This is a genomic window from Mesorhizobium sp. M0772 (assembly GCF_040320135.1).
In the GTDB taxonomy this organism is placed as follows: Bacteria; Pseudomonadota; Alphaproteobacteria; order Rhizobiales; family Rhizobiaceae; genus Mesorhizobium.
In genome coordinates this window covers 26,237-38,966 of record NZ_JAMYPB010000037.1, presented here as the reverse complement: position 1 = coordinate 38,966, position 12,730 = coordinate 26,237, and the positions used below count along the sequence as shown (strand labels likewise).

Here is a 12,730-nt window from a genome sequence, read left to right as displayed (position 1 = left end):
GAAATCGACATGGCAGGCGGAGCGGTCTATCATTGCAGCTAAATTGTTATCAAATGGACTGTGATATCGGTGACAGAAGACCAATTGGACCGCATCGACAAAAACATCCTGTCGGCGCTGGCGCGCGACGGGCGGCTATCCATGTCTGGACTGGCCGGCAAGGTCGGCCTGTCGAAGACGCCGGTGCAGGCGCGGGTGAAGCGCCTGGAGAAGGACGGCTATATCAAGGGCTATCAGGCGATCATCGATCGCGAGCGCATGGGCGAAGGCCATGTCGCCTTCGTCCAGGTCAAACTGTCGGACACACGCTCGGCCGCGCTCGATGCTTTCAATCGCGCGGTGCAGGCCGTGCCGGAGATCGAGCAGTGCCACATGATGGCGTCGAGCTTCGATTATCTCCTGAAAGTCCGTACCACCGACATCGCCGCCTATCGCCGTGTTCTCGGTGAGCGCATCTCGGCGCTCCCCCACGTCGCCCAGACCTCGACCTTCGTGGCGATGGAGACGGTCAAGGATCGCTGACTCTTCAGTCCGACAGCGTCTTCAAAAACGCCACCAGCGCCGCGCGTTCGCGATCCGACAGTTGCAACGGGTGCACTTCGGAGGTGCCTTCAACGGCCGCCTCCGCCTTCGCATAGTGCGCCACCACCTCCTCCAGCGTGGAGAACTGTCCGGCATGCATATAGGGCGGCCGTGTCGCCGCGCCCCTGAGCGACGGCGTCTTGTAGGCACGCATCAGTTCGGGTGCTGCCTTGACGATGAAGCGCAGCTCGCCGCAGGCGCCGGCGTCGCCATCGCGGAAGGCGCCGAAGCAGTTGAATGGGTCGGCCTGAACCTGGGCCACCGCATCGAAACGGCCGCGATCCAATGGCAAATCCCTGACCGGCGGCACGCCGGTGTTGTGGAAAGCGTTGTCGGTGAAGCGCGGGCCGTTATGGCAGGTGACGCAATTGGCCTTGCCGATGAACAGTTTCAGCCCGAGCATCTCCTCCGGCGAAAAGGCATCGTCGGCTTTCGGCTTGGCGCCTGACACAAGATCGATGGCAAAGCGGTCAAAGCGTGTCTGTGCCGGTTCGATCGACCGTTCGAAGGCAGCGATCGCCTTGCCGATATTGGAAAAGACGCGGTTGACGCCCTCAGCCTGAGTTGGGGTCATCGCCTTCCAGGCCGCCTGCTCGGCCTCGTTGCCAAGCGGGCTGGCGTTGGCCGGCACGGCGGAAAGATCCGGCAGTGGCCCGAAGATGCGCTCGTAGCGCGCACCAAAGCGCTTCTGGATGTAATGGGCGAAGGCGGCGCGGTTTCCCGCCTGCTCGAGCGGATTTTCCAGCGGCGTCAGCGCCTGCGCCCACAGGCTGTCGCGCCGCCCATCCCAGAAGAACCACGGATTGCGGGCGATGCCGGCCAGCGGCATCGAGCGCCTGTTGGTGCGGCCGACACCGACGGATTGCGGCAGGTCATCCTGGAACTGCCGGTCGATCTTGTGGCAGGTCGAGCAGGATACGTTACCGTCACGGCTCATGCCCTGGTCGAAGAACAGAGTGGAGCCCAGGGCGGCGGCGGCTGGCACGTCGGCGAAGCGGTTGGTGGTGTCGGGTTTGAGCGCCGGCAAGGTGTTCAGCGCCAGCGAAGCGATGGTCTTCTTCTCGGCATCGGAAAAATCCGGTTTGCCGCAGCCGGCAACGAGCACGACCGCCGCCAATGCCAGAAGGCGCAACAGGCCGTTCATCCGCTCACAGCACCACGTTGAAGACGACCGTGTCGGAACCGGCCGCCGCCGAAATGGCGAAGCGCAACTGCCACACGCCGCTCATGGTGAATTTCAGCCCCTCGATGCGGTAACGCCCCTCGCCAAGATAATCGGTCGCCTGCGGACTGGTCGGCAAGCCGTGATTGTGCTGCGGCATGCCGCCGGACACCGAGATCGCCGCACCTTCCACGGAATCGCCCTTGACCGTCTTCAGGGTCAGCAACCAGGATTGCAGTTCGCCTTGCCGGATAACGCCGCGTTCCGGCTGAATGCTGGCGACAAACAAGCCGTTCGCCGTCTTCTTCGAGCGCGAAACATCGGGGCCCGGCGCCGACTGCGGCGCGGTCAGATAGACGATCGCCAATATGCCAGCCAGCAAGGCGGCCAGACCAACGCCCGCAAGAAGATAACGCCATATCGATGCCAAACCGGTTCCTCTTCTGGACATAACGTCTCGGGAAGCAATTCGCGTCCCGCCGCTTCTGTGGGAAAACGCTTCTGGCGCAAAAAACCGCCGCCGCCAAGCATGGCGCTGCCGGCCGCAAAAAGCTACAGCAGCGAACTGGTCCGGAGACAGATACATGGCAGCAGACGGCGTCGCTTCGATCGGTGAATGCATGCTCGAGCTGTCCGGCCAGGCCGGGCCGAACTGGCGCATGGGCTTTGCCGGCGACACGTTCAACACGTTGTGGGCGCTGCATGCGCTGAGCGGCGAGCGGCCGGCGACCTATGTCTCGGCCTTCGGCGACGATCCCTTCTCGCAGGGCCAGATTTCGTTCTTCGCCGAAAACGGCATCGACATCGGCGCCAGCCCGGTCATCCCAGGGGCGCGGCCCGGCCTCTACGCCATCACCTTGACCGGCGCCGAACGCGCCTTCACCTACTGGCGCAGCGACGCGGCGGCCAGGCGGCTTGCCTCGGACCCGGCCGCCTTGGCAAAAAGCCTTGAAAACCAGGCTCTTGTGTATTTTTCCGGAATCACCTTGGCAATTCTGGATGCCGCCGCGCGCAAGACGTTGCTGGCAGAAGTGGCCAAGGCGCGGGCTGCCGGTTCGCTCGTCGCCTTCGACCCCAACTACCGGCCGCGCCTGTGGCAGAGCCGCGAGGAGGCGCAAGCCGCGATCCTCGACGCGCTTGCCGTCACCGACATCGCGCTGCCGACCTTTCCCGACGAGCAGATGCTGTTTGGCGATTCGGCACCGCAAGCGACCGCCGAGCGGTTCGGAAAACTGGTCGGCGAAGTCGTCGTCAAGAATGGCGAGGAACCCGCGCTGATCGCCACTGGCGGAGCCCTGCAGCCGGTTCCGGCCCAGCATGTCGCCACCCCGGTCGACACCACCGGCGCCGGCGATTCCTTCAATGGCGGCTATCTCGCCGCCCGGCTTGCCGGCCATGCCCCGGCGGATGCCGTGCAGCGCGCGCATCGCGTCGCCGCCGCTGTCGTGCAGGTGCGAGGCGCGCTGGCGCCGTTCGAGGTTCTAAGAACCGCTTTCGAGGGCTAAGACCTTAGGGAAGCCTGAAACGATATTCCGTCACCTGATGATAGATCTGGCCCGGCCACAGCGTGGCCTGTGGGAAATAGGGCCGGTTCGGCGCGTCGGGCCATGTCTGCGCTTCCAGGCAAAAGCCGGAAAACGCCTTGTAGCGCCGTCCGTCCAGGCCGCCTGAGGTTGGCGCGACATACTGGCCGGTGTAGAGCTGCAGGCCAGGCTCTGTGGTCCAGACCTCCATCTCGACGCCGGAATTGGCGCCTTGCGCCCACGCCACCTGGTGAAGCGGGCCTCGGGCTGACGCCAGGCAGAAATTGACGTCGTAAGGAAGCTGCTCGCCTTCCGTTTCCATGCGCAGCGGCCGCGCCTGGCGGAAGTCGAAGGGCGTGCCGTCGACAGGTTTGACGACGCCGGTCGGGATCATCTCGCCATCGACAGGCGTATAGGCGCCGGCGTTCAGCATCAGCCGGTGGTCGAGAATGTCGCCGGCGCCGCCATCGTCGAGATTGAAATAGGAATGCTGCGCCAGATTGCACAGCGTCGGCTCCTCGCAAGTGGCGGTCAGTTCCATCGAGAGCGTGCCGGGGATCTTCAGCCGGTAGGTGCAGGTGACGTCGAGCGCGCCGGGAAAGCCCATCGTGCCCTCGGGATCGTGCAGGGTCAGGGTGACAAAATCCCGGCCGTGCAGCGAAACCGTCCACGGCCGATGGAAGAAGCCCTCCGAGCCGCCATGCAGCGTGTGCTTGCCGAGGAAATTGCGCTCGGTCTGGTAGCGCTGGCCGGCAATGGTGAAGCGGCCGTCGCGGATGCGGTTGGCATAGCGGCCGACGACCGCGCCGAAGAAGGCCCGGTCGGTCTCGTAAGGCTCGAAGCGATCGTAGCCCAGCACCAGCGGCGCGTCGTGGCCGGCGAGCCGCAGATCCTGGATGATTGCGCCGAGCCCGATGATGTTGGCGCTGACGCCGCCGCCCCGGATGGTGAAACGGCGAACGGGTTCGCCTGCCTGCGTCGTGCCGAAGACTTCGCCGTCCTTCATCGCTATGTCCAAATGCTAATTCGTCGATCTGTCGACTTAGAGCAATTCCAGGAAAAGTGTGAAACGGTTTTCCGTCCGGAATTGCAAAAAACAAAGAACTGGAGCGGTTCGGCGTTTCCGTGAAACGCTGAACCGCTCCAGTCCGGCTGAATGTCGTCTGGCAAGGGCCGGCCCGCGGCCTGCCTTGCCCTGCCCGTCAATGATTTAGAGGCCGAGGCCGCCAATGCAGACATATTTGGTGTCGAGATAATCCTCGATGCCCTGATGTCCGCCTTCCTTGCCGAGGCCCGATTCCTTGACGCCGCCGAACGGCGCTTCCGGCGTGGTGATCAGGCCTTCATTGACGCCGACCATGCCGTATTTCAGGCCTTCCATGACCCGGAAGGCGCGGCCGAGATCGCCGGTGTAGAAATAGGCGGCCAGGCCGAACTCGGTGTCGTTGGCGAGTGCAATGGCTTCCTCCTCGGTCTCGAACTTGAACACCGGGGCGATCGGGCCAAAAATCTCTTCCTTCATGAAGCGCATGTCAGGCTTCGCATCGGCGATGACGGTCGGCTGGAAGAATGAGCCGCCAAGCGCGTGGCGCTTGCCGCCGGCAACGACCTTGCCACCCTTCGACGTGGCGTCGGCGATGAATTCCTCGACCTTCTCGACCGCCTTCACGTCGATCAGCGGTCCCTGCTGCACGCCCTCTTCCAGGCCCGAGCCAACTTTCAGCGCATTGCTCGCGGTGGCCAGCTTCTCGACAAACTTGTCGTAGATGCCGGCCTGCACCAGGAAGCGGTTGGTGCACACGCAGGTCTGGCCTGAATTGCGGTATTTGGCGGTGATGGCGCCGGCGACGGCGCGATCGAGGTCGGCATCGTCGAAGACGAGGAACGGCGCGTTGCCGCCGAGTTCCATCGAGACCTTCTTGACGGTGACGGACGACTTCTGGATCAGCAGCTTGCCGATCTCGGTCGAGCCGGTGAAGGTGATCTTCGAAACCAGCGGATTGGCGCAGATCTCGTCGCCGATTTCGCCGGCAGCACCCGTCAGGATGTTGATGACGCCCTTTGGGAAGCCGACCTCCTCGGCGAGCGCGCCCCATGCAAGGCCGGAATACGGCGTCTGCGAGGCCGGCTTGACCACGGCGGTGCAGCCGGCGGCAAGCGCGGGGCCAAGCTTGCGGGCAAGCATCGAGGAGGGGAAATTCCACGGCGTGATGGCGGCAATGACGCCGACCGGCTCCTTGGTCACCAGGATGCGGCGATCGCCCCATGGCGATGGCACGACATCGCCATAGGTGCGGCGGCCTTCCTCGGCAAACCACATGATATAGGCGGCGGCCGAACCGATCTCGCCCTTGGATTCGGCGAGCGACTTGCCCTGCTCGATGGTGAGCAGTTCGGCCAGCACATCCTGATTGTCCATCATCGCGTCATGCAGCTTGCGCAACAGCTTCGAGCGCTCAAGCGCGGTCGTCTTGCGCCAGGTCTTGAAGGCTTCGCTTGCGGCTTCGATGGCGCGGCGGGTTTCCGCCTTGCCCGACTTCGGCACGGTGCCGATCTTGAGACCGGTGGCCGGGTTGTTGACGTCGACCGTCTGGCCGCTGTCGGCCTGCACCCATTCGCCGTTGATGAGATTGGCCTGGCGCATGAAATGGCTGGTTTTCTGCAGCATGGTCTAGCCTCCGTTCGGCGCACTGACGGGCCGGTTTCCTGGATCTCTTGAACGAGCGTGCACAATGGCGGCGGAGCCGACACGCTGAAGCCACTGCTCTTTACCTAGGGCAAGCCCGGCAAGCAATTGCAAGATGGCATATAGGCTTTGGGCCAGCCCAACGCCAGAGAAAATTCACATGTAAATTAGTTTGGGCCGCAGCCTTGTCAAAGACCAGCCTTGCCAAAGACCAGCCTTACAGAAGACCAAGCCTACCCAAAGACATGCACCACCACCGTCAGCCAAAAGGCGGTTGTAACAACCGCGCTTGCCGTGGCGATGGTCATCTGGTTCGACGCCAGCGCCTGGCCGGTGTTGAACTGCACGGCGATGAGATAGGAATTGATGCCGGACGGCAGCGCCGCCACCACGACCGCCACTTTGGCCGTCAAGGGCGGCAGGCCAAACAGCCAGACCAGGCCGAGCACCAGCGCCGGCATCAGGAACAGTTTCAGCGTCGACAGCGTCAGCGCCGGTCGGATGTTACCGGAAATGCCGAAACGGCGCAGGCTGAGCCCCATGGCGAACAGCGCCACCGGCCCGGCGGTGTTAGCCAGCGCATCGACCAGCCGCGTCGCAAGGTTCGGCAGCGGCGCGCCGGTGAGGCGCCATGCCAGCCCGGCCAGGATGCCGATGATCAGCGGGTTCGTGAACAGTCTTCTCAGAAAGCTCTGGATGATGCGCAGCGGGTGTACGGGCTCGCTGCCGCCGCGGCCAAATATCTCGAACATGATGATCGAAGCCATCATCATGGTCGGCAGGTGCACGGAAACGAGCAGCGACAGCACTTCGAATCCGCTGGACCCGAATACGCCGAGAACGAAGGGAATGCCCAGCAACACCACATTCGAGAAGGATGACGACACTCCACCGACGATGCCGGTGCGCGCGTCCCGCCCAAAGATCCGTGTCGTCACCAGATGGCCGGCGGCCCATGTCATTGCAACCGCCGCGAAATAAGCACCCCACAGCGACCAGGGCGCCACGCCGTGGAAATCCGAATTCACCATCGTCCGAAACAGCAGCAGCGGCATCGCGACGTTGATGGCGAATTCGGAGATGCCGTCCCCGCTGGCCGGTTTCAGATAGCCGGTGAGCCCGGTGACATAGCCGAGCGCGACGAGGCTGAAGACGAAAAGAACGGTTTCGGTGAGCGGAGACATTTTTCAGGGATAGGCGAGCCCGGATTCCAGCGCAATCGCCATGATCTTCAGAAACTGATCCTCGATCCGCCCGGCGCCTGAATTTGATCATGGTCGGGTGGCAGCGCTATACAGGCTTGGGATCATCAGGGCGGACATACAGCGAATGGTTGCGACGCCGAAACAGCGTCATTTCAGACAGGAGTGGCTGGTCAGACAAGTGTGGCTGGTCAGACAGGGGTGGCTGGCGGCTTTCGTCGCTATACTGCTTTGCCTTGGCGTATCTGTGGCCCAGGCCGCCGAGACCAAAAGTCTCAAGGGCGTGGCGCTGATCATCGGCCAGTCGAAATACGAACACATCGCAGCCCTTGCCAACCCGGCCAACGACGCCCGCGACATGGCCAAGATGCTGACCGACCTCGGCTTCGACGCCCGCAACGTCACCGATCGCGATGCCGCCAAGCTGAAGCGCGATCTCGATCGCTTCGTCGAGGACGCCGAAGGCGCCGACGTAGCCTTCATCTATTATTCCGGCCACGGCATCGAGGCGGGCGGCGAGAACTATCTGGTGCCGGTCGACGCCGACGTCTCGTCGCTGAAAAATGCCGGTGAGGCGCTGGTGCCGATTTCAGCCGTCATGGACGAGCTGAAAAGGGCCGTGCCGGTGACGATCGTGCTGCTTGACGCCTGCCGCACCAACCCGTTTCCGCCGGAGGCGGTCGTGCGCCGCGGGCCGACGGCTTCCGCCGAGCCTGTCGGCGCCGGCGGGCTGGAACCGGTGCGCGGCGCAAAAGCCCTCGCCGATGCCTCATTGGATAATGCCAGCCTGGGAACCGTGGTCGGCTTCGCCGCTGAGCCGGGCCGACCCGCACTTGATGGCGCCGCCGGCGAAAACAGCCCCTACGCCGCCGCCCTGCTGCGCCACCTCACCGCGATGAAAGGCACGGAATTCGGCTCGGTCATGCGCATGGTCACCGAGGAGGTCTATCTCGACACCAAGGCAAAGCAGCGACCTTGGGTCAGCGAGAGTCTGCGTCGCCTGCTCTATTTCGGCGTCGCGCCGCCGGAACCGACCGGCGACGACGGGCTGATCACCGGTGAGCGGCGGCAATTGCTGCTGACCATTTCCGACCTGCCCGATCCCAAACGGGCTCAGGTGGAGTTGGCTTCTCTGCAGGACGGCGTGCCCCTTGACGCGCTCTACGGCGTGCTCAAGGCGCTCGGCACGGAAAAGATCCCTGAGGATCCCAACGACCTGCAGAAGGTGCTGGACAGCCAGGCCGAGCGTCTGAAGAAGATGATGGCCGAGCGCGCCGCATTACGCACCGACGATCCCGAGATCAGTCGCCTGGTCGCATCCGCCGACAAGGCCATAGGCCAGGGCGCCATGGTGACGGCGCGCAAATTCCTCGACGACGCGGTCGGCCGGATCGAGGAAAACAGCGGTGCGGTCGACGAGGCCGAGGACCTGCTCCGGCAAAAGCGCATCGCCGACGCCGCCATCTATGCCAAACGCGCCGACGCCGCCGCGCTGGTCTTCGACTACAAATCCGCCGCCAACGACTATGCCAAGGCGTATTCGTTGGTCGAGAAGTGGGACGAAAAGCTGCGCTGGAACTACAAGAACCAGGAGGCCGAGGCGTTGAACGCTCATGGCTACGCCACCGGCGACCTCGATGCGCTGCAGCACTCCATCGAGGCCTATCGCACCATCTTGAACTTCATCCCCAACGGCGAACAGAATCGCGACTGGGCAATCACCCGCAACAACATGGCGGTGGTGCTGCAGACCATTGGAGAGCGCGAAACCGAGACTGCGCATCTCGAAGAAGCAGCGGTGATTTTCCGCGATTCGCTGGTGGTGTTCGAGCGCGAGAAGGACGACCGCAACTGGGCCGCGGCGCAGAACAACCTGGCCAACGTGCTTCTGAAGATCGGCGAACGCGAGAGCGACCCGCAGCGTCTCAATGAGGCGGTGGCGGCGACGCGCGCCACCCTTGAGAAGCGTCCGCGCGACAAGCTGCCGTTGGACTGGGCCGGTTCGCAGAACAATCTAGGCCTCGCGCTCTATGCACTCTCCGAGCGTGAGCCTGCCGGCGAGCATCTCACCCAGGCGGAAGCAGCCTACCGGCTGGCGCTTGAGGAATACACACGCGAGAAAGCACCCGTGGAATGGGCGATGGTCGAGAACAATCTCGGCAACACGCTTGTAACGCTTGGCATCCAGCTCAACGACAAGGCGAAGATCAACGAGGCGGCCGACGCGTTTCGCGCCGCGCTGGAAGTGCGAACCCGCGAAACTTTCCCGGTGTCCTGGGCGACCAGCCGCCTCAACCTGGGCAATGCGCTGAGCGGTATCGCCCGCTTCGATATGGGCACGGCTACGCTCGAAGAAGCTGCTGCTGCCTATGACGACGCTCTGACGGTGTTTACCCGCAAGCGCTTCCCGATGGACTGGGCGTCAGCCCAGAACAATCTCGGCTCGATCTATCAGACGCTGGGCCAGCGCACCCGTGATGCGGCCAAGCTGGAACAGTCGGCGGCAGCCTTCCAGGCGGCACGGCAGGTCTATGTCAGGCGGAAGTTCCCGCAGGACTGGGCGATGAGCTACTACAATCTCGGCAACACGCTGCAGCTTCTCGGCGGCGTCACCGACAAGCCCGAGCATTACAGCGAGGCGGTCGACGCCTACGGCAATGCGTTGCGCGAGTACAAGCGCGAGACCAACCCGCGGCAATGGGCAATGGCCCAGGCCGGCCTGGGCTCGACGCTGCACTGGTTGAGCATGAGCAATGGCGATGCCAAGACGCTGCAGGATTCGATTGCGGCGCGGCGGGCAGCGCTCGAAATACTCACCATCGAGGCCGCGCCGGTCGACTGGGCCAACGCTCAAAATGGCATCGGTATGAGCCTGCTCAATCTCGGCAATCTCCAGCGGACCGACAAATATCTCAACGACGCCGAAGCGGCGTTCACGGCGGCGCTGAAGGTGTTTACGCGCGAAAGTCAGCCGCTGCAGTGGGCCTTCGAGCAGAACAATATCGGCGACGTCCACTGGAACCGCGCCAGCTATGGCGCGGGCAAGCCGGAATATCTCAAGGCGATCGAATTCTTCGAGAACGCCAAGCAGGGCTTCACCGAAGCCGGCTACACGATCCCTATCCCGCTCACCGATCAGAAGATCGAGCTGGCGAAGAAGCAAATGGCGAAAATGTGAAGCGAACCGAGGGTTCGCCTTTCGCTTGTCTTTGTGCCGGCTTTCCGATCCCTATATCAGAATGACCGGAGCCGGCATCCGGCTCCCGGAAAGGTTTCGATGATTCGATTTGTGCTGTCGCTGTTCCTGCTTGCTGTTCCCGCCGTCGCCCACGCGACCGACGCCGGCTGGGCGCTGCTGCGTGACGGCGGCCATGTCGTGCTGCTTCGCCACGCACTGGTCACCGGCACCACCGACCCCGCCAATTTCGTCATCGACAACTGTGCCACCCAGGTCAATCTATCGGCGCGCGGCAAGCAGCAGGCGAGCAAGATCGGCGCGCTGTTCGGCGCCCGCGCCGCCCCCATCGAGCGGGTGCTGTCCAGCCGCTATTGCCGCTGCCTCGACACTGCCCGCATCGCCTTCGAAGCGGAGCCGGAGCTTTTTGCGCCGCTCGACCTCCTGAGGAGCGATCCGACCGAGAAGGCCGCGCAGCTCGACGCGGTGATGAAGGAAATCCGCGCCTACACCGGTTCCGACAATCTGGTCATGGTCACGCATCTCGAAAACATCGTCGCGCTGACCGGCGTCTCGCCGCGCGAGGGCGAAGCGGTGGTGGTCGAGCCGCAGGGCGATGGCTTGCGCGTGCTCGGCCGCGTCACGTTCTGAGAGAGCCAGTGGTCAAGCTCCGTGAAAACTAAGCTGACGTAACGTCAACTGGAAGGGCCACCGGCTTGTCGGGCGGCCCTTCTTGTCTTCACGGGAGGGCCATCCCATCTGCGCCCCGCGCATCAGGCCTTTTCCTGCCGGGAAAAACCGATTAGACAGCGCCCAAACCAGATGCGGACAGATTCCGCCCGCAACCGAAGGAAGAGCCCTTGTCCACCACGTTCGACAAAGTCGCCAAGATCATTGCCGACACCAGCGAGATCGATATCGACACCATCACTCCCGAGAGCCACACGATCGACGATCTCGGCATCGACAGTCTCGATTTCCTCGATATCGTCTTTGCCATCGACAAGGAATTCGGCATCAAGGTGCCGCTGGAAAAGTGGACCCAGGAAGTCAATGACGGCAAGGCTTCGACCGACGATTACTTCGTCATGAAGAACCTGTGCGCCAAGATCGACGCGCTGGTCGCCGCCAAGACCGCCTGATATCGGCTGGCGCGCGGCCTTGACGGGCTGCGCCGCCTGACCCACAAAGCCGCTCATGAGCAGCCCTCGCGACGTCGTCATCACCGGTATCGGCCTTGTCTCCTCGCTGGGAGAGGGTCCGGATACCCACTGGCAGAAGCTGGCGCAGCCCGGCCTGCAGCCGGTGCTCGAATCCGCGCGCTTTGCGCCCTACACCGTGCATCCACTGCCGGAGATCGACTGGAACCTGCAGATCGCCAAGCGAGGCGACCAGCGGCAGATGGAAACATGGCAGCGGCTCGGCACCTATGCGGCCGGCATGGCGCTGGACGACGCCGGCATCAAGGGCAATGACGAGCTCTGCACGACCATGGACATGGTTGTCGCTGCCGGCGGCGGCGAGCGAGACGAGGCGGTCGATGCCGCCATCCTCGCCGCGTCCGAGAGCCGCAACGACCGCGACGTGCTGCTCAACGAGAAGCTGACCACCGAATTGCGGCCGACGCTTTTCCTGGCCCAGCTCTCCAATCTGCTCGCCGGCAACATCTCCATCGTCCACAAGGTGACGGGATCGTCGAGGACCTTCATGGGCGAGGAAGGTGCCGGCGTCGCCGCCGTCGAGACCGCCGCGGCGCGCATCCGCTCCGGACAGTCGACCCACATACTGGTAGGTGGCGCCTTCCAGACCGAACATTCCGACATGCTGCTCGGCTATGAATTGGCCGGCTATCTGCATCGCGGCCCATGGAAGCCGGTCTGGCAGAGACAGGGCGCCGAGGGCGGCGGCCTGGTCTCCGGCTCCGGCGGCGCGTTCCTGGTGCTGGAGCAGCGCGAACACGCGCAAAGCCGCGGCCGCAAAATCTATGCCGAGCTCGGACCGGTCGTCTCAGGCCGCGCCCGGCGTTCGCGCGGCGAGCTTGACGCCGAGATCGCGACACTGCTCAAACAGGCAACTCTCCCGAACGGCAAGTTGCTGGCCCTGTCGGGCGCATCCGGGGCGCATACCGCAACGTCAGCCGAAAAGGCAGCGCTGGATGCCAATCCGGCGATATCGGCGCGCGGCTTCGCGACGCTGACCGGGCATATGAAGGAAGCGCAGTTTCCATTCGCGGTCGCCCTCGCCGCCCTGGCCGTCGACCGCAAGGCCGCCTACCCCGTTTTCGACGCCGCGGCCGAGAAGCCGTTCGAAGGCATTCCCGAAACCGTGCTCGCAACGGCAATCGGCTATCACCAATTCGAGGGCATGGCGCTGGTCAACGCTGCTTGAAGCAGCGCTGCG

At 63.7% G+C, this 12,730-nt stretch carries 11 protein-coding genes; 6 read left to right on the top strand and 5 right to left on the bottom strand.

Annotated features, from left to right (window positions below; all coding sequences use genetic code 11):
• Positions 1 to 69: 69 nt before the first annotated feature.
• Complete coding sequence (locus tag NKI06_RS22040; RefSeq protein WP_023714376.1) at positions 70 to 522, top strand: Lrp/AsnC family transcriptional regulator; 453 nt, start codon at positions 70 to 72, stop codon at positions 520 to 522.
• A gap of 4 nt (positions 523 to 526) precedes the next feature.
• Here NKI06_RS22040 and NKI06_RS22035 read toward each other — a convergent pair whose 3' ends face one another.
• Complete coding sequence (locus NKI06_RS22035; protein ID WP_023714375.1) at positions 527 to 1,726, bottom strand: cytochrome-c peroxidase; 1,200 nt, start codon at positions 1,724 to 1,726, stop codon at positions 527 to 529.
• A gap of 4 nt (positions 1,727 to 1,730) precedes the next feature.
• Complete coding sequence (locus NKI06_RS22030; RefSeq protein ID WP_023739071.1) at positions 1,731 to 2,174, bottom strand: FixH family protein; 444 nt, start codon at positions 2,172 to 2,174, stop codon at positions 1,731 to 1,733.
• 154 nt (positions 2,175 to 2,328) lie between these two features.
• Between NKI06_RS22030 and NKI06_RS22025 the strand changes: the two genes are divergently transcribed.
• Entirely contained in the window at positions 2,329 to 3,249 is a 921-nt protein-coding gene (locus NKI06_RS22025; RefSeq protein WP_352987134.1) for a sugar kinase, read from the top strand.
• 4 nt (positions 3,250 to 3,253) lie between these two features.
• Here the strand turns inward: NKI06_RS22025 and NKI06_RS22020 are convergent, their stop codons facing one another.
• The 3 genes from NKI06_RS22020 to NKI06_RS22010 form a co-directional block, all read right to left on the bottom strand.
• A complete protein-coding gene (locus NKI06_RS22020) occupies positions 3,254 to 4,279 on the bottom strand; it encodes an aldose epimerase family protein (RefSeq protein WP_023681740.1) in 1,026 nt (341 codons plus the stop codon).
• A 198-nt stretch (positions 4,280 to 4,477) separates the two neighbouring features.
• Positions 4,478 to 5,935 carry an NAD-dependent succinate-semialdehyde dehydrogenase gene (locus tag NKI06_RS22015; protein ID WP_023707861.1) on the bottom strand — a complete coding sequence of 486 codons (1,458 nt, stop codon included), beginning with the start codon at positions 5,933 to 5,935 and terminating at the stop codon, positions 4,478 to 4,480.
• 251 nt (positions 5,936 to 6,186) lie between these two features.
• The gene (locus tag NKI06_RS22010; RefSeq protein WP_352668820.1) at positions 6,187 to 7,137 is read right to left on the bottom strand and encodes an AEC family transporter; all 951 of its coding nucleotides are present in this window, start codon (positions 7,135 to 7,137) and stop codon (positions 6,187 to 6,189) included.
• 145 nt (positions 7,138 to 7,282) lie between these two features.
• Between NKI06_RS22010 and NKI06_RS22005 the strand changes: the two genes are divergently transcribed.
• The 4 genes from NKI06_RS22005 to NKI06_RS21990 all read left to right on the top strand — a co-directional run bounded on the left by NKI06_RS22005 (position 7,283) and on the right by NKI06_RS21990 (position 12,718).
• Complete coding sequence (locus NKI06_RS22005) at positions 7,283 to 10,333, top strand: caspase family protein (protein WP_352987131.1); 3,051 nt, start codon at positions 7,283 to 7,285, stop codon at positions 10,331 to 10,333.
• Between the two features lie 99 nt (positions 10,334 to 10,432).
• Positions 10,433 to 10,981 carry a histidine phosphatase family protein gene (locus tag NKI06_RS22000; RefSeq protein ID WP_023670442.1) on the top strand — a complete coding sequence of 183 codons (549 nt, stop codon included), beginning with the start codon at positions 10,433 to 10,435 and terminating at the stop codon, positions 10,979 to 10,981.
• Positions 10,982 to 11,190: 209 nt separating this feature from the next.
• Entirely contained in the window at positions 11,191 to 11,472 is a 282-nt protein-coding gene (locus NKI06_RS21995; RefSeq protein ID WP_010909964.1) for an acyl carrier protein, read from the top strand.
• 55 nt (positions 11,473 to 11,527) lie between these two features.
• Positions 11,528 to 12,718, top strand: coding sequence for a beta-ketoacyl-ACP synthase (locus NKI06_RS21990; RefSeq protein WP_023833824.1), 1,191 nt, complete (start codon positions 11,528 to 11,530; stop codon positions 12,716 to 12,718).
• Positions 12,719 to 12,730: the final 12 nt, after the last annotated feature.

What these genes read in the sequence shown, in the direction of transcription:
- NKI06_RS22035 (WP_023714375.1), bottom strand. Translation starts at nt 1,726, where the DNA reads ATGAACGGCCTGTTGCGCCTTCTGGCATTGGCGGCGGTCGTGCTCGTT.
- NKI06_RS22025 (WP_352987134.1), top strand. Translation starts at nt 2,329, where the DNA reads ATGGCAGCAGACGGCGTCGCTTCGATCGGTGAATGCATGCTCGAGCTG.
- NKI06_RS22015 (WP_023707861.1), bottom strand. Translation starts at nt 5,935, where the DNA reads ATGCTGCAGAAAACCAGCCATTTCATGCGCCAGGCCAATCTCATCAAC.
- NKI06_RS22010 (WP_352668820.1), bottom strand. Translation starts at nt 7,137, where the DNA reads ATGTCTCCGCTCACCGAAACCGTTCTTTTCGTCTTCAGCCTCGTCGCG.
- NKI06_RS22005 (WP_352987131.1), top strand. Translation starts at nt 7,283, where the DNA reads ATGGTTGCGACGCCGAAACAGCGTCATTTCAGACAGGAGTGGCTGGTC.
- NKI06_RS22000 (WP_023670442.1), top strand. Translation starts at nt 10,433, where the DNA reads ATGATTCGATTTGTGCTGTCGCTGTTCCTGCTTGCTGTTCCCGCCGTC.
- NKI06_RS21990 (WP_023833824.1), top strand. Translation starts at nt 11,528, where the DNA reads ATGAGCAGCCCTCGCGACGTCGTCATCACCGGTATCGGCCTTGTCTCC.